The sequence below is a fragment of the Hydrogenophaga aquatica genome, from assembly GCF_054780915.1.
The window spans coordinates 92,398-112,613 of sequence record NZ_BAAGVK010000010.1 but is presented as its reverse complement, the minus strand read 5'-3'; the positions used below and the strand labels follow the sequence as shown (position 1 = coordinate 112,613).

The window sequence follows — 20,216 nt, the reverse complement described above, 5'->3', positions numbered from 1 at the left end:
TCGCAAGCCTCAGAAGGGCTTGACAACCACCAGCAGCACCGCGACGATCATCAGGACAACCGGGATTTCATTGAAGACGCGATACCAGGTGTGACTGCGGCGGTTTTCGTTGCGCTCGAACTTGCGCAGCAGACGTGCGCACGCATGGTGGTAGCCCAGCAGAAGAACCACGACAAACAGCTTGGCATGCATCCAGCCGCCCAAAGCAATCTGCTCGGAATAGCCCAGCCACAACCACAGGCCCAGGGCGAGGGCAGGCACGGCCAGCACCGTCATGAAACGCAGCAGCTTGCGCGCCATGAGCAGCAGGCGCTCGCGCTCTGCGACACTTCCGGCATCGACCATGGCCAGATTGACGAAGATGCGTGGCAGGTAGAAAAGACCCGCGAACCAGCTGGCAATGAATACGATATGGAATGATTTGACCCACAACATGCAGCCAGTGTAGCGAAAGCACCGCCGCAGGAGGACCCCGATGAGCACCAACACGAACAAGAGTCCGGCACAAAGCATCTGGCAGCGCGTGGTGGATGCTCCTTGCGCCTTGGGGGAGTCGCCTTTCTGGCACCCGAAGGAACAGCGGCTCTACTGGGTGGACATCGCCCTCAAGAGGGTCTGGCGGCTGCACGTTCCCAGCGAACACCTGGAGTACTGGGATCTGCCGCAGGAACCGGGAAGCATCGCCCCCTGCCGCAGCGGCGCCCTGCTCATCGCCATGCGCGACGGCATCTATCAGTCGTTCACCTGGCACGACATCCCGCAGAAGATCGCGGCAGCCCCCTACGATCCCCAGCGCATCCGCTTCAACGATGGCAAATGCGACGTCTGGGGGCGGTTCTGGGTCGGCACGGCGGTGGATGCCCGGGACCGTCCAGACGGCGCGCTGTACTGCCTGCACACCATGGACGGCCCGCACCCCGAGCTGCGCATGGTCGAAACCGGCGTCATGGTGTCCAACGGCCTGGGCTGGTCACCCGACGGCCGCACGATGTACTGGGCAGACACATCGAGGCACAACGTCTTCCGCTACGACCTGCCCCAGCCCGGGCAGTGGCCCCCCCAGCTGGGGCCGGTCAACCCACTGGCGCGGTTTGCCCCCAAACCAGCGGACTGGACGTTCGAGCGCGCGGCGGAACTGGGCTACGGCGGCCGCCCGGACGGCGCCGCCGTGGACAGCGCAGGCCGCTACTGGATTGCCATGTACGAGGGCGCCCGGGTGCTTTGCCTGAGCCCGAAGGGTGAGCTGATTGCCGAATACCCCACGCCCGCCCAATGCCCCACGATGGTGTGCTTCGGGGGCAGTGACCTGCGCACCCTGTACCTGACCACCGCCCGGCTGAAACGCAGCAGCACGGAACTGGCGCATTACCCCGACAGCGGCACGGTGTTCTCGATGAGCGTGGACACACCGGGACTGCCCGTGAACTTTTACTGGGACTGAACCCCGGCGTTAAAAAAATTCACGCCGCCGCGCCAGTGCCAAGGCTACCATTGCGGCCATGTCGGACATACCCCTTCCCTCCTCCGGAACGCCTGTCGCAGGGCCTGGCGCCGCTCTGCCCGGCGTCTTGGCCGGCTGGGCCGAAGCCATCCGGGACGCCAGCCAGAACGGCCGCGGCCTGCGCATACGCGGAGGCAACACCAAGGCCTTCTATGGCGAGCCCCTGCCCGCAGACCTGATCGAGCTGGACACGCGAGCCCACGCCGGCATCGTGGCCTACGAGTCATCGGAGCTGGTGGTGACCGCCAGGGCCGGCACGCTGCTGAGCGAGCTGGAATCGGCGCTGGCAGAACAAGGTCAGTGCCTGGCGTTCGAGCCACCGCACTTCGGGCCGGAGACCACGGTGGGCGGCATGGTCGCCGCCGGGCTGAGCGGGCCGTCTCGCGCGAGCGTGGGCGCGGTGCGCGATTTCGTGCTCGGCGCACAAGTGCTCAACGGGCGCGGCGAGCACCTGACCTTCGGCGGGCAGGTGATGAAGAACGTGGCTGGCTACGACGTGAGCCGCCTGCTGGCAGGCAGCCTGGGCTCGCTCGGCGTGATCACCGAAGTCTCACTGAAAGTGCTGCCGGTTGCGCCATCGGAAGCCACGCTGTGCTTTGAACTGCCGCAGGACAGTGCCCTGCAGCAACTGGCCCGGTGGCGTGCCCAGCCCTTGCCCATCAACGCCAGCTGCTGGGTGCGCGACGACACCGAATCTCCTGCACGAGAGTTGCTCTTCGTGCGGCTGCGCGGCGCAGTGGCTGCGGTGGAAGCCGCCTGCCACCGCATGCTGGGCGACGCCCTGGGTGAGCGCATGGACTGGCAACAGGCGGCGCGCGACTGGACGGCCTGCCGTGACCAGACCCTGCCTTTTTTCCGGGCACCTGCGGCAGACGCAGGGCTTTGGCGCCTGTCCGTCGCACCCACCGCCCCGGCGATGAACCTGCCATGGAGCCCCCTGGTGGAGTGGCACGGAGGCTTGCGCTGGCTGTGGGCACCGCTGGAGGCACGCGGCACCTTGCAGGAGGCCGCACGCCAAGCAGGCGGCCATGCCACGCTGTGGCGTGCGCCAACGGCCGCGCCTGACGCGGCGGGCCGCTTCACCGCGCCCGATGCGGCTCAACTGACCATCCAACGGCGCCTGAAACAGGCGTTCGACCCCGCCGGGGTGTTCAACCCCGGCCGCTGGGGCTTCGGCATCTGACGCGAGGCAAGACCACATGCAAACCCACCTCGCACCCGAATTCCAGGGAACACCGGACGGCGCCGCCGCCGAAGCCATCCTGCGCAAGTGCGTGCATTGCGGCTTCTGCACAGCCACCTGCCCCACCTACCAACTGCTCGGTGACGAGCTCGATGGCCCGCGCGGGCGCATCTACCTGATCAAGCAGGTGCTGGAGGGCGCGCAACCGACGCGCAAGACCCAGTTGCACCTGGACCGCTGCCTGACCTGCCGCAACTGCGAGTCCACCTGCCCGAGCGGTGTGGACTACGGCCACCTGGTGGACATCGGCCGCAAGGTGGTGGAGGCCAAGGTAGAGCGCCCCCTGGGGGAGCGCGCCGTGCGCTGGCTGCTGAAGGAAGGTTTGCCGTCGCCCCTGTTCGGCCCGGCGATGAAGCTGGGACAGACCGTTCGCGGCCTGCTGCCACCCAGCCTGCAGGCCAAGGTGCCGCGGCGCCAGGACGCAGGCAGCCTGCCCGAGCGCAAGCATGCACGCAAGGTGCTGATGCTGCAAGGCTGTGTGCAGCCCGCGATGATGCCCAACATCAACAGCGCCACTGCACGGGTACTGGACGCCGCAGGCATACAGACCGTGGTGGCCAGCCAGGCGGGCTGTTGCGGTGCCGTGCGGTTCCACCTGAACGACCAGGTGGGCGGTTTGGAGCAGATGCGCGCCAACATTGACGCCTGGTGGCCCTGGATTGATCCGGCCGCCTCGACGGGCGTGGAAGCGATCGTGATGAACGCTTCCGGCTGTGGTGTGACCGTGAAGGAGTACGGCCACCTGCTGCGCCACGACCCGGCCTACGCCAGCAAGGCAGCCCGTGTGAGCGAGTTGACGCGCGACCTGAGTGAACTGCTGCCGGAACTGGTGCCTGCGCTGAAAGGCCAGCTCCGCCAGACAGAGGAACCCGCGCGGCTGGCCTTCCACCCACCCTGCACCCTGCAGCACGGCCAGCAGCTGCGCGGCGGTGTGGAAAAGCACCTGGGAGAGCTGGGGTTCGACGTGCAGGTGGCGCGCAACGAATCGCACCTGTGCTGCGGCTCCGCAGGCACCTATTCCGTGCTCAACCCTGGCCTGTCCACACAGTTGCGCGACCGCAAGCTCGGGCACCTGGGGGCGATTGAGCCGGAGACCATCGTGTCGGCCAACATCGGCTGCATCACCCACCTGCAAAGCGGCACCAGCACCCCGGTGAAGCACTGGGTGGAAGTGCTGGACGCGGCGCTGGACCGCACCCACGGCGGCTGACGCCCACCGCATGCTGACCGCACTCGCCACCTTGCTCGGCCTGCAGCTGGTGGGCGAGGTGGTGGCTCGGTGGCTGGACCTGCCGGTACCTGGGCCGGTACTGGGCATGAGCGCGCTGCTGCTGGCACTGGCTGCCCGCCCGCGGTGGCTGCCCGCCCTCAAGGGGGTGGCGAACGGGCTGTTGCAACACCTGTCGCTGCTGTTCGTGCCAGCCGGCGTGGGGGTGATGCTGCACCTCCAGCGCCTGGGAGAAGAAGCCTGGGCCATCGGCGTGGCGGTGCTGCTCAGCACCTGGGTGGGCATGGCCGTCACCGCACTCACGGTGGTGTGGCTGATGGGCAGAACGCAGAGGCCCCAACGGCCGCCTGACGCGCCATGACACCTGCCAGCTTCAGCGATATCTGGGTCTACCTCTCGGCGTCGCCGCTGCTGGGGCTGACCGTCACGCTACTGGTTTACGTGCTGGCCTACAGGCTGCATGAGCTGAGCGGCCACAACCCGCTCGCCAACCCGGTGGCCATCTCCATCGCGACGCTGGGCACGCTGCTGTGGATCACGGACACGCCCTACGGTACCTATTTCGAAGGTGCGCAGTTTGTTCACTTTCTGCTGGGACCGGCCACGGTGGCGCTGGCCGTGCCACTGTACGAACAGCTGGACCGGCTGCGGCGGCTCTGGCTGCCCTTGCTGGCAGGGCTAGTAACGGGCACCCTGGCCGCCACCGTCAGCGCCGTACTTCTTGCCCATCTGCTGGGAGCTTCGCGGGCCACGCTGGCGTCTCTGGCGCCAAAGTCCGTGACCACGCCCGTGGCCATGGGCATCGCAGAAAAGCTGGGCGGGCTGCCCTCGCTCACCGCCGTGCTGGTGGTAAGCACAGGCATCGTCGGCGCGGCCACGGCCCGTTTCCTTTTCGATGCCATGCGCATCGAAAACCCCATCGTGCGGGGATTCGCACTTGGCACCGCCGCTCACGGCATCGGCACGGCCCGGGCTTTCCAGGTGAGCGAGGAGATGGGCGCTTTCGCTGGTCTGGCCATGGGATTGACCGCACTGTTCAGCGCGGTGGCACTGCCGCAGGTGGTGGGCCTGCTGCTGCGGTGGCTGTGAGGGACCGGCCCCGGCTCAGCCGTGCAGGTCGTCCCGGCGGGCGATCTCCAGCAGGCGCTCCAGTTCGTGCGGGTGAACCCGCTCGTTGTGGGCGTGCCAGCGCTGGATGAGCCACATGACACCGGCAACCACCAGACCAAAGGCCGTGATGGCACCAAACGCCGACATGCCCATGCCCGTGGAAAAGCTGTAGGCGGCCCCCAGGCCCAGGATACAGGCCTGCTCGTTGAAGTTCTGCACGGCAATGGAGCGCCCGGCCCCCATGAGGTTGTGACCGCGGTGCTGCAGCAGGGCATTCATGGGAACGACCAGGAAGCCCCCCAGGCCACCCAGCAGAATCAGGAAGGGCGCCGCCACCCAGACGTTGTCGATGAAGTTCATGAGAACCACCAGCACCCCCATGGCGATGCCCAACGGCATGACGCGGGTGGCGTGTTCCAGGCGCATGCGCATGGAGGCGACGACCGCCCCCACCGCCGTGCCAATGGCCACCACCCCCACCAGCGACGACGCCTGGGTGGTGCTGTAGCCCAGGGCCGCAGCCGCCCAGGCCAGCACGATATAGCGCAGGTTGCCGCTGACGCCCCAGAAGAGGGTGGTGGTGGACAGCGATATCTGGCCCAGGCGGTCGCGCCAGAGGCGGCTGTTGCAGGTCCAGAAGTCAGGCAGCAGGGCCAGGGGGTTCGAGGGCATGTGCCGCAAAGGCGCGCCGGTTCGCGGGATGCGCGTGTTGAACCAGGCGGCCAGGCCGTAAACGAACACCAGCACCACGATGGCCGCTTCCGCCGGGCGGTCTATGCCAAGGTGAACGCCCGGGAGCGTGATGCTCATGAGCTTGGAGGAAAGCACCGGCCCCACCAGCTGGCCGCCCAGCACCACCCCCAGAATGATGGATGCGATGGTGAGCCCTTCGATCCAGCCGTTGGCCTTGACCAGCTGGGATGGCGGCAGCAGTTCGGTAAGGATGCCGTACTTGGCCGGGGAGTAGGCCGCCGCCCCAAGGCCCACCAGCGCATAGGCCATCAGCGGGTGGACCGAGGTGAGCATGAGCAGGCACCCGACCACCTTGATGGCATTGCTGATGAACATCACCTGGCCCTTGGGCCGTGCGTCGGCAAAGGCGCCCACGAACGGCGCCAGCACCACGTAGAACAAGGCGAACATGGGTACCAGCGCGGCGCTCTGCCACTCCGGGGCCGCACGGCTGCGCAGCAACTCGACGGCAACGACGAACAATGCGTTGTCCGCCAGCGAGCTGAAGAACTGCGCCGTCATGATGGTGTAGAAACCGCGCTTCATGGGGATGAATTTCTATGCGTGACGACTGACCGAAGGCGGTTTTTGTGCAACAGTGGCAGTCCGGCGAGCGGCCCGCGCGTCTCCAACGATGCGCGGTTATAGCACGCCCAGCCTACATTGCCTGTCACCTCCCAGCGACACCGTCCACAAGCACCAGCCATGCCTCGTCCGATCCTTGCCACCGTCCATCTGGGCGCCCTGCGCCACAACCTGGCGCGCGCGCGCCGCGCCGCCGCCGATGCCCGCGTCTGGGCGGTCGTCAAGGCCAATGCCTACGGGCACGGTGTCGAACGCGTGTTCCCCGCCCTGCGCGGCGCGGACGGCTTTGCCCTGCTCGACCTGGCCGAGGCGGAACGCCTGCGCGCGCTCGACTGGCGCGGCCCGATCCTGCTGCTGGAAGGCACCTTTGAAGCCCGCGACCTGGAACTGTGCTCGCGCCTGAACCTGTGGCACGTAGTGCATTGCGAAGAGCAGATCGACTGGCTGAGCAGCCACAAGACCCAGCAGCCGCACCGCGTTTTCCTGAAGATGAACTCGGGCATGAACCGGCTCGGCTTCCGCCCGGACGCCTTCCGCGCGGCCTGGACACGCCTGAACGCCCTGCCCCAGGTGGAAGAGATTTCGCTGATGACCCACTTCAGCGATGCCGACGGCACCCGCTTCGGCGGCGACGGCATCGCTCACCAGGTGCAGGCCTTCGTGGCGGCAACCCACGACCTGCCCGGCGAACGCAGCCTGTGCAACAGCGCTGCCACGCTGCGCCACGCACTGTCCGTCAAGCTGGGCAGCGAGCAGGCTGCGCAGGCACTGGCGGCGGACTGGGTGCGGCCCGGCATTGCGGTGTACGGCAGCGCGCCCGACCACCCCGCCCACAGCGCCGCCCACTGGGAGCTGCGCCCCACCATGACACTGTCCAGCCAGCTCATCGCCACGCAGGACCTGCAGGCTGGCGACAGCGTCGGCTACGGCTCCGCCTACGTGGCGGCGGGCCCCATGCGCATCGGCATCGTGGCCTGCGGCTACGCCGACGGCTACCCCCGGCATGCCCCCGGCAGCAACGAGACCGGCGCTCCGGTGCTGGTCAACGGCGTACGCACGCGGCTGGTGGGCCGCGTGAGCATGGACATGCTGGCGGTGGACCTGGGGCCGGTGGAAGCGGCGGGAACACGCTGTTCACTGGGTGACGAAGTGGTGCTCTGGGGCGTGAGCCGGCACGGCGCCGTCTTGCCCATAGACGAAGTTGCACAGGCCGCCGGCACGATCAGCTACGAGCTGATGTGCGCCGTGGCGCAACGAGTGCCCTTCGCGACGGACGACACAGACTGATCATTTCTTCGGCTTGCCCCTGGACTTGTACTCCAGGGGGTATATAGGTATACTGCGGGGCAATTGGAGATTGCCCTATGTTTGCCTCTGTCCGCTCACCGCTTTTCACCGCCGTTCGCTCGCCGTCTGGCAGCGTGAAGCCACGCCGCCGTGCTGCCCTGGCCGCCCTGTCGCTGGCGGCAGCCTGCGGGCTGGCGGGCTTTGCTCCCCTGGCTGCCGCGCAGGCGCCCAGCGTGCCCGTGGCCGAAGTGGCCATGCGCCCGGTGGGTACCGGCCTCACGCTGGATGGCACGTTGCAGGCCGTCAGGCAGAGCACGCTGTCGGCACAGGCCAGCGGCCGCATTGCCCAGCTGAACGTGAAAGCGGGCGACAGCGTGCGCGCAGGCCAGGTGCTGGCCGTGATAGACGACCGGGTGACGCAAGCCGGGGTGACCCAGGCCCAGGCTGGCGTGGCACAGGCGGAAGCCCAGCTGCACAACGCCGAGGCCCAGTTGCAGCGCACGCGCGACCTGCGGGCGCAGGGTTTCATCTCGCAGGCGGCGCTGGACACGGTCGAAGCCCAGTTCCGCGCCGCGCAGGCAGGGACCGCCCAGGCACGGGCCGGGGCCACGCAGTCGGCGCTGGCGCAGGGCTTCACCCGGCTGACCGCGCCTTACGACGGCTACGTGCTGGCCACGCACGCCGAAGCCGGCGACCTGGCTGCCCCTGGCGTGCCCGTGCTCACGGTCTACGCTCCGCAGCCGCTGCGCGCCGTGACCCACGTGCCCGCGTCCCGCGCCGGGCTGGCACAGGGCGCGCAGCGCATTGAAGTGCAGCTGCCCAGCGGCCAGTGGGTAGCGCCCATGGCGCGCACGAGGCTGCCCGCCGCCGACCCGGTGTCGCAAACCATTGAATGGCGGCTGGACCTGAGCCCCGAACACGCTGCCCAGCAGGTGCCCGGCCAGCAGGTGCAGGTGCGCTTCGTCTCGGGCACCGAGACGAAGCTGGTGCTGCCCGCCAACGCCCTGCTGCGCCGGGGTGAGCTGACGGCCGTGTACGTGGCAGCGCCGGAGGGCAAAACCGGCTTTGTGCTGCGCGCGGTGCGCGTCGGTGCCAGCCATGGCGAGGCAGGGGTGGAAGTACTGTCGGGCGTCAAAGCAGGCGAGCGCGTGGCGCTGGACCCCGTGCGCGCCGGACTTGCAGGCGCGCAAGCCGCCAAATGAGAAGGGCACTGTGATGCAGACACCGCAGACAGACACCCCGCGCGAGAAGCTCGGCTTCTCCGGTTCCGTGGCGCGCGCCTTCCAGGCCAACGCCATCACCCCGCTGCTGGCCCTGGTGGCGCTGCTGCTGGGCCTGTTCGCCGTGCTGGTGACGCCGCGTGAAGAGGAACCGCAGATCAACGTGACCATGGCCAACGTGCTGATCCCCTTCCCCGGGGCCTCGAGCGCGGACGTGGCCAAGATGGTGGCGGGCCCGGCGGAGCACGTGCTGTCGCAGATCCAGGGCATTGAGCACACCTACTCGGTGGCACGCCCCGGCGTGGCGGTGCTGACCGTGCAGTTCCAGGTGGGCGTGCCGCGCACCGAGGCTCTGGTGCGCCTGTACGACGTGCTCAACGCCAACCAGGACTGGCTGCCCGCCGGGCTGGGCGTGCTGCCCCCCATCGTGAAGCCCAAGGGCATTGACGATGTGCCGGTGCTGGCCGCCACCCTGTGGAGCCCCGACGCCAGCAGTGCGCACGACCTGGAACGCATTGCCTATTCGGTGGAAACGGAACTCAAGCGCGTGCCCGGCACGCGCGAGGTGCAGACCATAGGCGGCCCAGGGCGGGCGGTGCAGGTGTGGCTGGACCCCGCCCGCCTGCGCGAGCGTGGCGTGCCGGTGGAAGCGCTGCACAACGCCATCCGCTCGGCCAACCAGGCGCTGCCCTCGGGCAGCGTGGCCAACACGCTGGACACCGGCGCACAGCGCAGCGACATGCTGACCGTGGAAACCGGCGAATTCCTGCGCACGCCGCAGGACGTGGGCGACATCGTGGTGGGCACCAGCAACGGCCGCCCCATCTATCTGCGCGAGGTAGCCCGCGTGGAAGCGGGCGCCAAGCTGCCGCAACGCTACGTGTGGTTCACCCCAGGCGCGGCCGACGCCGCCGTGGATGGCGTGCAGGCTGGCCAGAGCTACCCGGCCGTGACCATTACCGTGACCAAGAAGCCCGGCGAAAACGCCGTGGACGTGGCCGCAGGCGCCCGCGCTCGCCTGGACGAACTGCGCAACACCATCATCCCAGACGGCGTCCAGGCCACCATCACACGCGACTACGGCCAGACCGCCGCCGAGAAGGCCAACAAGCTGATCCAGAAACTGGCGTTTGCCACCGGCTCGGTGATTCTGCTGGTAGGCCTGGCCCTGGGCAGGCGCGAGGCGGTGATCGTGGGTGCGGCGGTGATACTGACGCTGACGGCCACACTGTTCGCCAGCTGGGCCTGGGGCTTCACGCTCAACCGGGTGTCGCTGTTCGCACTGATCTTCTCCATTGGCATCCTGGTGGACGACGCCATCGTGGTGGTGGAGAACATACATCGCCATCGCCAGCTCACGCCGGATGCTCCCTTGTCGGTGATCATCCCGCGCGCGGTGGACGAAGTGGGCGGCCCCACCATCCTGGCCACGTTCACGGTGATTGCGGCGCTGCTGCCCATGGCCTTCGTGAGTGGTCTGATGGGCCCGTACATGAGCCCCATCCCGATCAACGCCAGCATGGGCATGGCGATCTCGCTGGCCATTGCCTTCACCGTGACGCCTTGGCTGGCCCTGAAACTGATGCACGGAGGCCCCCACGCTTCGCTGCCCCCCGAGGGGGCGCCTCCCGGCCTTGGGACGGCCCGGCGGCCGGAAGCTGACGGCCACACCGCACATGCCACCAGCAAGCTGACGGGCGGGCTGCAACGGCTGTTCACCCGCACGCTCACACCCTTTCTGCAAAGTGCGCGCAAGCGCTGGCTCATGCTGGGCGGCATTGTGGCGGCGCTCTTCCTGTCGGTGGGGCTGACCGTTGTGCAGGCCGTGGTGCTGAAGATGCTGCCGTTCGACAACAAGAGCGAATTCCAGGTGGTGCTGGACATGCCCGCGGGCAGTTCGCTGGAAAGCACCGCCGCCGCGCTGCAGGACATGACCGCCTACCTGGCGCAGCAGCCCGAGGTCACGAACGTGCAGGGTTACGCTGGCACGGCCAGCCCCATCACCTTCAACGGCCTGGTGCGGCAGTACTACCTGCGCGCGGACGCCGAGCAGGGCGACCTGCAGGTCAACATCGTGGACGCGCACGAGCGCAAGGAAAAGAGCCACGCCATCGCCCAGCGCCTGCGCCCGGGCCTGGAAGACATCGCCCAGCGCCACAACGGCCGCGTGAAGGTGGTGGAAGTGCCGCCGGGGCCGCCCGTGCTGTCGCCCATCGTGGCGGAGGTGTACGGCCCTGACGAAGCTGGCCGCGCCGACCTGGCCCGGCGCGTGGCCCAGGCGTTTGGCGACACGCCAGACATCGTGGGTATAGACACCACGCTCAAGGAGGACGCACCGCGCGTGTTCCTGCGCGTCAACCGCTCGCGCGCCGAGGCCCTGGGCATTCCCGTGCAGACCATCGCGCAAACGGTGTACACCGCCCTGTCGGGCAGCGACGCTGCCTACCTGCACGACGGCCACGCCAAGTTTGCCGTGCCCGTGCGCCTGCAACTGCCGCGCGAGGCCCAGGTGGGGCTGGACAGCGTGCTGGCCATGCCTTTGCGGGCGGGCAACGGGCGCATGGTGCCCTTGTCGGAACTGGTGACGGTGGAGCGCGGCGTCATCGACCAGCCACACTTCACCAAGAACCTGCTGCCTGTGACCTACGTGCTGGGTGACATGGCTGGCAAGACGGATTCGCCGCTGTACGGGCTGTTCGGCATACGCGGCCAGCTGGACAAGGCCGCCCTGCCCAACACCGGCGAACTGGGCGAATACTGGATCCGCCAGCCCAGCGACCCCTACCGCCAGTACGCCATCAAATGGGACGGCGAGTGGCAGATCACTTTTGAGACCTTCCGCGACATGGGCGCCGCCTACGGCGTGGGGCTGATCCTGATCTACCTGCTGGTGGTGGCGCAGTTCCGCAGCTACCTCACGCCGCTCATCATCATGGCCCCCATCCCGCTGACCATCATCGGCGTGATGCCGGGCCACGCCCTGCTGGGCGCACAGTTCACCGCCACCAGCATGATCGGCATGATCGCGCTGGCGGGCATCATCGTGCGCAACTCCATCTTGCTGGTGGACTTCATCGAGCTGGAAACGGCGCGCGGCCTGGCCTTTGCCGATGCGGTGGTGCAGTCTGCCGCCGTGCGCGCGCAGCCCATCGCGCTGACGGGCATCGCCGCCATGATGGGGGCCTTCTTCATCCTGGACGACCCGATCTTCAACGGCCTGGCTGTGTCGCTGATCTTCGGCATTGCCGTGTCCACGCTATTGACGCTGGTGGTGATTCCGGTGCTGTATTACGCGGTGTACCGCAAGAAGCACCCGGCACCGGCCGCGGCCTGATCCATCCTGTTTTTTTCCAACCCTCGTTTCTTCTCAAAGGAGTTTTGCCATGAACGTCGAGCGTTACATCCGCGTGATTGCCGGTCTTTTCGTGTTTGTGTCGGTGGCGCTGGGCGCGCCCGCCAGCCCGCTGTTCGTGAGCCAGTGGTTCCTGGCCTTCACGGCCTTCGTGGGGCTGAACCTGTTGCAGTTCGGTTTCACCAACTTCTGCCCGCTGGCTATCATCCTGAAGAAGCTGGGCGTGCCTGAGGGCGCCCTGCCCTGCAAGTCCTGCTGACCCCTTCTCCTCCTGCGCGACCATGGCCACATCATCCGCCACCCCCTTGAAGTTCTTGATGCCCGGCTGGTTCTCGCTGGTGATGGGGTTGTGCGGGCTGGCGCTGGCGTGGCGGGCTGGGGAAGCGGCGCTGGGCGAGATGGCCACGGGCGCGGCCCTGGTGCTCAGTGGCGTGGCGCTGCTGGTGTTTCTGGTGCTGGCGGCGGCGTCCCTGCTGCGCTGGCAACGCTACCCGCAGGCGCTGGAAGAGGACCTGAAGCACCCGGTGCGCCACGCTTTCGTGGCGACGGTACCGGTGTCTTTGCTGCTGCTGGCCACCTGCGGGTATGCGCTGGGGCTGCAAGGGGCGGTTCTGCAAGCCATATGGTGGGCAGGCAGCCTGCTGCAGCTGTGGGCCACGCTGTGGGTGCTGGGCCGCTGGCTGGCGCCCATGCCCAACGCGGGCACATCGGCACAGGCAGGGGCTTTGTGGCCGGGCGTCACGCCCGTGCTGTTCATTCCGGTGGTGGGCAACGTGGTGGCCCCGCTGGCGGGCGTGGGGCTGGGGCACGAGGTGTGGTCTGCCGCGCAGCTCGGCATCGGTCTGCTGTTCTGGCCGGTGGTGCTGGTGCTGGTGCTCACGCGGCGGCTGGCGCACAGCCCCTTGCCGGAACGCCTGCTGCCCACCTGGTTCATCACCGTGGCACCGCCAGCGGTGATCGGCCTGGGCATGCTGCAGTTCCAGGCCCCCGCCTGGGTGGCCCAAGGCTTCTGGGGCGTGGCATTGTTCAGCCTGCTGTGGGTGGGTGCCCAGGCCAGGCGCATGGTGGGGCAACCCTTCGGCGTGGCGTTCTGGGCGCTGTCCTTCCCGCTGGCCGCCTTCACCGCACTCACCCTGCGGCTGGCGGCCTTGCAAGGCCAGCCAGCCATGCAGACGGCCGGCGTGTTGATGCTGGCGGTGACGTCACTGGTCATCGTGGGGCTGGTGCTTGCCACGGTGCGCGGCCTGCGCAACGGCAGCCTGCTGGCCCCGGAGCCGGTGGCCAACATCATCCCCGCATCGCCCTGAACCGGGACAGCCCGGCCGTATCAGGGCCGCTGGCAGAACGCCACCGGCCTCAGCGTCCGGGCGAACAGTCCTTGAAGCCGTAGCGCTCGCAGAACGGGCTGCCCCACAAAGGCAGCCAGCGCGGGTAGTCGTGGAACTGCCGGGCAGCTTCGGCCAGCACCTGCTCGCGGTAGGGCTGGTAGCGAAAGCCCTCGCCCTGCAGCACGTGGTAGGTCACGCCCTTCACGTCGAAGGTACGCACGCTCACGCGTTCGAAATAGGCCTGGTGCGCCTCGGGCTGCACCGGGTCGCGGAAGAACACGTGCACCGTCTTGCCCTCCCACTCGCGGAAGTCCACCAGCTGGTCGTCCTGGCGGGCATGGTGGCGGCCCACACCATACACCGGCACGTAGCTGCCATGGAAATACGACAGGATGGCCGCAGGGCTGTAGGCGTAGGCCATCAGGCGGCCGCCTTCGGGCAGACTGCTTTCCAGCGCCTGGACGATGGCCGGGGTTTCACGCAGGAACACAGCTTTCTCGTACAGCTTGCTGGTCTGCCACCACGCCAGCGGCACCCAGGCAATGGCCACCACCGCCAGCAGGTGCGGCACGGACAAGGCGAACGTCCAGCGCCAGGCGCGGCGCAGCTGCCCCGGGTGCAGGCGCATGGCGGCCCACAGCACGAACAGCGGCACGAAGCCCAGCACCCAGTGCAGCCCGATGCTGCGGCGCAGAGCCAGCAAGGCGAACACGGCCATGGGGAACAGCCACAGCACCGCTGCTACACGCCCCATGGGCAGCGAGCGGCCACGCGCAGCCAACCCCTGCCACAGCAGCCAAGGGGTGAACAGGTACAGCGCCATGCCCACGTACACCGCAAAGGTCTGCCACTGCCAGTGGCTGCCTTCGTTGCGGTTGTAGAAGTTGAACATGATGTTCGGCCAGCCGTGCGTGACGTTGAAGTACAGGTTCAACGCGATGGACGGCGCGGCGAACAGGAACATCCAGGGCAGCGCCCACCAGCGGTCGCGCCGCCAGCCCAGCACATAGAAGGCATAGGCCAGCCCCAGCAGGGCGGCAAAGTATTTGGACAGGAACGCCAAGCCCACGAACAGGCCCGCCAATGCGTACCAGCCCGCGCGGCCACCGGCAGCCTCGGCCCGCAGGAAGCACCAGGCCGACACGGCCATGAAGAACACCAGTGGCGTGTCGGTGGTGACGAGCACGAAGAGCCAAGACCACGGCATGGCCAGGTACACCGCGCCCGCCCACCAGGCCAATGCCTCGCGCTCCGTGGGCAGGAAGCGGCGCGCCAGGTCCACCACCCCCAGGGCAATGACGCTGGTGACCAGCAGCGTGGCCGAACGCAGGGCCAGCGGGTGCTCGCTGATCTGCCGCAGGGCGGTCAGCCACCAGCCGATCATGGGCGGGTGGTCGGAATACCCCAGCGCCGGGTACACGCCCCACTGGTAGAAGAAGGCCTCGTCCCCCGTCATGGGGAAGCCCGCCGCCAGCACCACCTTGAGCAGCAAGGTGACCCAGAACGTGAGCCAGAACACACGACGGGCCCGTGCCGCCTCAAAACCGCCAGACATGGGAGCAAAGGAAGGATTCATTCGCAAGGCTTTCGCTGCGGGTTGTTCATGTTCAGGCGTCGGAAGCCATCAGCAGCACGCCCGCCACGATCAGCAAGGCACCGCCCGCGCGCTGCCACGACCAGGGCTCGCCCAGCCACAGCACGCCCGCCGCCATGGTGAGCACAAAGCCCAGGCTCACGAGCGGGTAGGCCAGGCTCACGTCCAGGCGCGACAGCACCCACAGCCAGGCCACGGCGCTCAGGCCATAAAAGCCCAGGCCCACCCACACCCAGGGGCTGGTGAGCGCGTGCAGGTAGGTGTTGCCCACGCTGCTGCCGGCCGGTGGCGCCATGCCCACCTTCATGGCCAGCTGGGCAGCGGCCGACAGCGTCACGCACAGCACCGCGAGCACCAGGGGAAGGAATTTGCCAGTCATGTGCAGGTCTCCGCTCTAACGTCCGTCAAATACCCCAGGTGGCCAGCGCACCCAGCACGCCCATGCCTGCCAGCGTCCACCAGCTGAAACGGTCGTGCAGGGCAAACTGCAGCGGGTCTTCGCCGTGGAGTTCGCGCCGTCCGGTCTTGAGCCAGATGCGCATGATCCACCACAGCAGCAACGGCGCCACGCCCCACAGCCATTCGGGCTGGACATACAGCTCGCGGCCGTTCTGGCTGTCGATGTAGAGCGCCAGCACCATGACGGTGATGAATCCGCTGGACACGCCCATGGCACGCAGGCCCGGCAGATCGTCCTGGTGGTAGCCCCGGCCGCGCGCCTGGTTGGACTCGGTGTCGAGCAGCACTTCCTCCAGTTCGGCGCAACGCTTGACCAGCGCCAACCCCAGGAACAGGAACAGCGAGATGGCGAGCAGCCAGTTGGACAGTTCCACCCCTGCAGCCATGGCACCGGCCACCAGACGCAAGGTATACAGGCCCGAGAGCACCAGCACGTCGAGCAGCGCCACGCGCTTGAGGTGGAAGGAATACGCCAGCGTGACCCCGGTGTACAGCACCAGCACCGCCAGGAACGGTGGCGCCACCCACCACGCCAGCGCCAGCGCGGCGGGCAGCAGCACGGCCACCGCCAGCACGGCAGGCGCGATGCCGATGCGCGCCGCCGCCAGGGGGCGGTGCCGCTTGTGCGCGTGACGGCGGTCGTTGGGCAGGTCAAGCAGGTCGTTGATGAGGTAAGTGGCCGAAGCGCACAGGCCGAAGGCCACGAAAGCCCAGCCCGCCTGCACCCAGGCCCCCAGATCCCACAGGTGGGCAGCGAGCAAGGGAATGAACAGCAAGGCATTCTTGGCCCACTGCGTCAGGCGGATAGCCTTGAGCCAGTGGCGCAAGGTGACCGGGTCGCTGCCGAACACCCTGGCCTGCGGGTGGCGCGACCGCAGTTCGTGCAACACCGCTGCAGGCGTGTCCACCGCCACGGCCGCACTCGCCCCCGCCCAGACAGGCAGGTCGTCGCGGCTGTTGCCTGCGTAGGCATAACGGTCATGGCCAGCAGCACGCGCATGCTGCTCGATCGCTTCGCGCTTGCGGTGGCGGTTCAGGTTCACGCCGCCGCCAGCGTCGTTGCTGGCCAGCACCGCGTCAAAAATCCCCAGATGGTCTGCCACGGCGTGGGCTATGCGCGCATCGGCCGCCGTGGCCAGCACCAGCTTTCGGCCCGCTTCGCGCTCGGCCCGCAGCCAGGCCAGGAAGGGGCCGTGGTAGGGCAGACAGTCCGGCGCCGGGCACACGTGCTCGGCCACCCGGCGCTTGAATGCCGCCTTGCCGCCCAGCAGCCACCAGAGCATGCGCAACAGGAACCAGGGGCTCAGCCGCAACAGCAGCAGCACCGACTCGTGCAGCGTGTCTGAACGCACCAGGGAGCCGTCCAGATCCACGTAAAGCGGGACGCCCGCGGGCAGCGGCTCGGCAGAAGCGGGTGACGGTGACCGGGCGTGCAGAGGTGGGTGCGTCATGTGGAAAACTGGAAATATGCGGCCGATTGTAGGCACGCCACCTTCGTCAGGTTGTACGATATTCGTTTGCGCCACAGAGGAGCGGAGGATATCCACGCATGACCCCACCCTTGCCTGACACACAGGTTTATGTCCGGCTGCTCGCCGACCGGCAAGGCAAGCCGGGGGCATTGCAGTGGCGCGCCGCAACAGAGCGGCCCGCCGACCTGCTGCCCTGGTTCGCCCAGGACTGTGTCGCTGCGCTGGCCCGGCAGGTGCCGTGCCTCTGGGATGCGACATCGGTGGCGCCCTGGCCCGCCGATGTGCGGCAGGCTCTGGTTGCCGCCGGGATGGTGGTTACCGAATCCTCGGCGGTGGCGGAATCCGACACCGGCTTCCTGGCCCCGGCCGGGAAAGACTGGCTGGCTGGCCGCTGGTACCTGCAGCCACCGGCCAAACCCTCCTCGGCGCAGTCGGCTTCGCGCACCCAGGCCATGCGGCTGCTGCAACTGGTGGCATCCGACGCCGAAACGCATGAAATCGAAGAGGTGTTCCGGCACGACGCCACGCTCTCGTACCAGCTGCTGCGGCTGGTCAACTCTGCGGGAACGGGCAGCGGCCGTGTCGTCACAAGCTTCGCACAGGCCATTCTGATGCTGGGGCGCCAGCAACTGCGGCGCTGGGTCAACCTGCTGCTGTTCGCGGCACGCGACGACGACCCCCGCAGTGCCATGCTGATGGCCCATGTGACCCTCAGGGCCCGGGGCATGGAGCTGCTGGCACACGAAGCGGGGCTGGACCGTGCGCAGCAGGACCAGGCCTTCATGGCGGGCATGTTCTCCATGCTCGGCGTGCTTTTCGGCCAACCGCTGGCGCAGGTGCTGCCGCCGCTGAACCTGACCACCGAACTCCGGCAGGCCCTGCTGGAAGACGCGGGCGACCTGGGCCTGCTGCTGCGCACCTGGCAGGCCAGCGAACAGGCAGACGGCCCCGCGCTGGCCGCCTTGCTGGGGCAGCTGGGCCTGGACATCAACGACCACAACCTTTTGTTGCCCCAGGCCTGCTCCTGGATGCTCAGCCTGACGGGCGGAGACAAAGACAATGGCGGCAGCCGCTGAACCCACCCTCGACACAAGCACGGTGCCCAGGATCACCCTGGACCTCGCGGGATACGTGACGGGCTGGAACGGCGGCGCAACCGAACTCTTCGGGTTCAGCGCGGAAGAAGCCATAGGCAAACACCTGGTGCTGCTGGCGGGCGCCGACAGCGACGAACTGGCGGAGCTCGCCGCCTGGCAACCCGGGGTGGACGAAACCCGGCAGCACATCGTGCGCCGCAACAAGGACGGCAAGGTGGTTGCAAGCCACCTGACCCTGCGTCTGCTGCGGGACGCCGATGGCGAACCTTCAGGCATGGAGGCGCTGTACGAACCCGAACTGGCCAATGGCAGCAACAGCGCCGAGGAGCGGCTGCGCCTGTACGTCAGCATCATCGAGGACAGCCACCAGGGCGTGATGGTCACCGACGCCAGCCAGCGCATCGTCATGGTCAACCCGGCCTTCACCCGCATCACCGGCTACAGCGCCGAGGAGGCGATCGGCCAGACGCCGGACATCCTGCGCTCGGGCAAGCACGGGCTGGACTTCCGCGCCCACGTCCAGTCAGCAATGAAAGGCGCCGGGCTGTGGCTGGGCGAGATCCTGGGCCGCCGCAAGAACGGCGAGATATTCCCTCAGTCGGTGTGCATCAGCACCACCCGCAACGACAAGGGCGAGATCACCCACGCGTTCTCGATCTTCTCGGACATCAGCGCCCACAAGGAAACCGAGGCAAGGCTGCAGCGCCTGGCCAACTTCGACAGTGTCACGGGATTGCCCAACCGCCTGCTGCTGAACCAGTTGCTGGACCAGAACCTGAACCAGGCGCGCAGGAGCCGCGAGGTCATTGGCATGCTGGTGGTGCAGCTTCAACGCCTGGGCTGGGTTTACGACACACTGGGCCATGACGCCGGGGACGACCTGATGAAACAGGTGGCCGACCGGCTGCAGGACGGCCTGCGGGAGCAGGACATTCTGGCGCGGCTGGGGCACGACAAGCTGGCCGTGGTGCTGCCCAGCTTGCGCAAGCGCGAGCATGCGGGCCTGGTGGCCCAGAAGCTGCTCGCCTTGCTGCGGCCCGCCTACCAGGCGGCTGGCCACGAGGTGCACTGCCCGGCCAGCATCGGCATTGCCGTGTTCCCGGACAACGGCGCCGAAACCGCTGCGCTGCTGCGTTGTGCCGAAGTGGCCAACACGCGTGGCCTGGAACAGGCCGATGGCGAGCCCACCTACTTCAGCGAGGAAATGAACCAGAAGGCCAACGAGCGCTTTCGCATCGAAAACGAACTGCGTCACGCCCTGGCCCACGGTGAACTGCTCTTGTACCACCAGCCGAAAGTCAGCCTGCGCAATGGCCGCATCGTGGGGGCCGAGGCGCTGCTGCGCTGGCAACACCCCCGCCACGGGCTCATGGCGCCCGGCAACTTCGTGCCGGTGGCCGAAGAGACCAGCCTCATCCTTGAACTGGGTGACTGGGTGCTGCAAGAGGCGTGCAGGCAGATCCGGGAATGGCGCGAACGCGGCCTGCACATGCCGCCCATGGCCGTCAACCTGTCGGCAAGGCAGTTTGACAAGCAGTTGCCCAAGCGCATCGACAGCCTGATGCGCGAGCACGGGGTGCAGCCCCAGCAGCTCAAGCTGGAGATCACCGAAAGCCTGATGGTGCGCGGTGCCGACGAAGTCACCCCCATCATGAACGAACTGGCCGCCATGGGGCTGGGCATCGCCCTGGACGACTTCGGCACCGGCTACTCCAGCCTGGCCTATCTCAAGAAATTCCCCATCACCACGCTCAAGATCGACCGCTCGTTCGTGGTGGGCATTCCCGCCCAGGCGAACGACTGCGCCATCGCACGCGCCATCGTGACCATGGGGCAGCAGTTGCGGCAGGAGATCGTGGCCGAAGGCGTGGAAAGCCGCGAGCAGATGGGCTTTCTGCGCGACCTGGGCTGCGACCAGCTGCAAGGCTACCTGTTCAGCCCGCCCGTGGCCGTGGCACGTTACGAGCAGATGGTGCTTGAAGACGTGCGCCTTCCTCTGGACTGATAC

Annotated in this window: 17 protein-coding genes; 12 read left to right on the top strand and 5 right to left on the bottom strand. The window is 67.8% G+C overall.

Going from position 1 to position 20,216, the window contains the following annotated elements:
- Positions 1-9: 9 nt before the first annotated feature.
- Complete coding sequence (locus ACYVHH_RS07435; protein ID WP_460564502.1) at positions 10-435, bottom strand: CopD family protein; 426 nt, start codon at positions 433-435, stop codon at positions 10-12.
- Between the two features lie 40 nt (positions 436-475).
- On the opposite strand from ACYVHH_RS07435, the gene ACYVHH_RS07430 reads away from it, so the two are divergent.
- The 5 genes from ACYVHH_RS07430 to ACYVHH_RS07410 are packed head-to-tail and all read left to right on the top strand — an operon-like array spanning position 476 to position 5,061.
- Complete coding sequence (locus ACYVHH_RS07430; RefSeq protein WP_460564501.1) at positions 476-1,441, top strand: SMP-30/gluconolactonase/LRE family protein; 966 nt, start codon at positions 476-478, stop codon at positions 1,439-1,441.
- Between the two features lie 58 nt (positions 1,442-1,499).
- Positions 1,500-2,684 carry a glycolate oxidase subunit GlcE gene (gene glcE / locus ACYVHH_RS07425; RefSeq protein ID WP_460564500.1) on the top strand — a complete coding sequence of 395 codons (1,185 nt, stop codon included), beginning with the start codon at positions 1,500-1,502 and terminating at the stop codon, positions 2,682-2,684.
- A gap of 16 nt (positions 2,685-2,700) precedes the next feature.
- Complete coding sequence (gene glcF / locus ACYVHH_RS07420; RefSeq protein ID WP_460564499.1) at positions 2,701-3,954, top strand: glycolate oxidase subunit GlcF; 1,254 nt, start codon at positions 2,701-2,703, stop codon at positions 3,952-3,954.
- Positions 3,955-3,964: 10 nt separating this feature from the next.
- Complete coding sequence (locus ACYVHH_RS07415; RefSeq protein ID WP_460564498.1) at positions 3,965-4,333, top strand: CidA/LrgA family protein; 369 nt, start codon at positions 3,965-3,967, stop codon at positions 4,331-4,333.
- Positions 4,330-5,061, top strand: coding sequence for an LrgB family protein (locus ACYVHH_RS07410; RefSeq protein WP_460564497.1), 732 nt, complete (start codon positions 4,330-4,332; stop codon positions 5,059-5,061). Before ACYVHH_RS07415 ends, ACYVHH_RS07410 begins: the two co-directional genes overlap by 4 nt.
- Positions 5,062-5,076: 15 nt before the next feature.
- Here the strand turns inward: ACYVHH_RS07410 and lplT are convergent, their stop codons facing one another.
- Complete coding sequence (gene lplT / locus ACYVHH_RS07405; protein WP_460564496.1) at positions 5,077-6,360, bottom strand: lysophospholipid transporter LplT; 1,284 nt, start codon at positions 6,358-6,360, stop codon at positions 5,077-5,079.
- A 159-nt stretch (positions 6,361-6,519) separates the two neighbouring features.
- Here lplT and alr point away from each other — a divergent pair, with 159 nt between their 5' ends.
- From alr to ACYVHH_RS07380, 5 genes are all read left to right on the top strand, one after another.
- Complete coding sequence (gene alr / locus ACYVHH_RS07400; RefSeq protein WP_460564495.1) at positions 6,520-7,686, top strand: alanine racemase; 1,167 nt, start codon at positions 6,520-6,522, stop codon at positions 7,684-7,686.
- 77 nt (positions 7,687-7,763) lie between these two features.
- Entirely contained in the window at positions 7,764-8,888 is a 1,125-nt protein-coding gene (locus ACYVHH_RS07395; RefSeq protein ID WP_460564494.1) for an efflux RND transporter periplasmic adaptor subunit, read from the top strand.
- A 13-nt stretch (positions 8,889-8,901) separates the two neighbouring features.
- Entirely contained in the window at positions 8,902-12,240 is a 3,339-nt protein-coding gene (locus tag ACYVHH_RS07390) for an efflux RND transporter permease subunit (RefSeq protein WP_460564493.1), read from the top strand.
- Between the two features lie 49 nt (positions 12,241-12,289).
- A complete protein-coding gene (locus ACYVHH_RS07385) occupies positions 12,290-12,517 on the top strand; it encodes a YgaP family membrane protein (protein ID WP_460564492.1) in 228 nt (75 codons plus the stop codon).
- Between the two features lie 22 nt (positions 12,518-12,539).
- A complete protein-coding gene (locus ACYVHH_RS07380; protein ID WP_460564491.1) occupies positions 12,540-13,565 on the top strand; it encodes an SLAC1 anion channel family protein in 1,026 nt (341 codons plus the stop codon).
- A 49-nt stretch (positions 13,566-13,614) separates the two neighbouring features.
- Here ACYVHH_RS07380 and ACYVHH_RS07375 read toward each other — a convergent pair whose 3' ends face one another.
- The 3 genes from ACYVHH_RS07375 to ACYVHH_RS07365 are packed head-to-tail and all read right to left on the bottom strand — an operon-like array spanning position 13,615 to position 17,090.
- Positions 13,615-15,162, bottom strand: coding sequence for an ArnT family glycosyltransferase (locus ACYVHH_RS07375; RefSeq protein ID WP_460564490.1), 1,548 nt, complete (start codon positions 15,160-15,162; stop codon positions 13,615-13,617).
- Between the two features lie 31 nt (positions 15,163-15,193).
- Positions 15,194-15,559 (bottom strand): EamA family transporter, encoded by a 366-nt coding sequence (locus ACYVHH_RS07370; RefSeq protein WP_460564489.1) that lies wholly within the window; start codon positions 15,557-15,559, stop codon positions 15,194-15,196.
- Positions 15,560-15,584: 25 nt separating this feature from the next.
- Complete coding sequence (locus ACYVHH_RS07365) at positions 15,585-17,090, bottom strand: UbiA family prenyltransferase (protein ID WP_460564488.1); 1,506 nt, start codon at positions 17,088-17,090, stop codon at positions 15,585-15,587.
- Positions 17,091-17,188: 98 nt separating this feature from the next.
- Between ACYVHH_RS07365 and ACYVHH_RS07360 the strand changes: the two genes are divergently transcribed.
- Together ACYVHH_RS07360 and ACYVHH_RS07355 are read left to right on the top strand one after the other, a co-directional pair.
- On the top strand, positions 17,189-18,187 hold the full coding sequence (locus ACYVHH_RS07360) for an EAL and HDOD domain-containing protein (RefSeq protein WP_460564487.1): 999 nt from the start codon (positions 17,189-17,191) through the stop codon (positions 18,185-18,187).
- Positions 18,171-20,213 carry a putative bifunctional diguanylate cyclase/phosphodiesterase gene (locus ACYVHH_RS07355; protein WP_460564486.1) on the top strand — a complete coding sequence of 681 codons (2,043 nt, stop codon included), beginning with the start codon at positions 18,171-18,173 and terminating at the stop codon, positions 20,211-20,213. The genes ACYVHH_RS07360 and ACYVHH_RS07355 overlap by 17 nt, the downstream gene beginning before the upstream one ends.
- Positions 20,214-20,216: the final 3 nt, after the last annotated feature.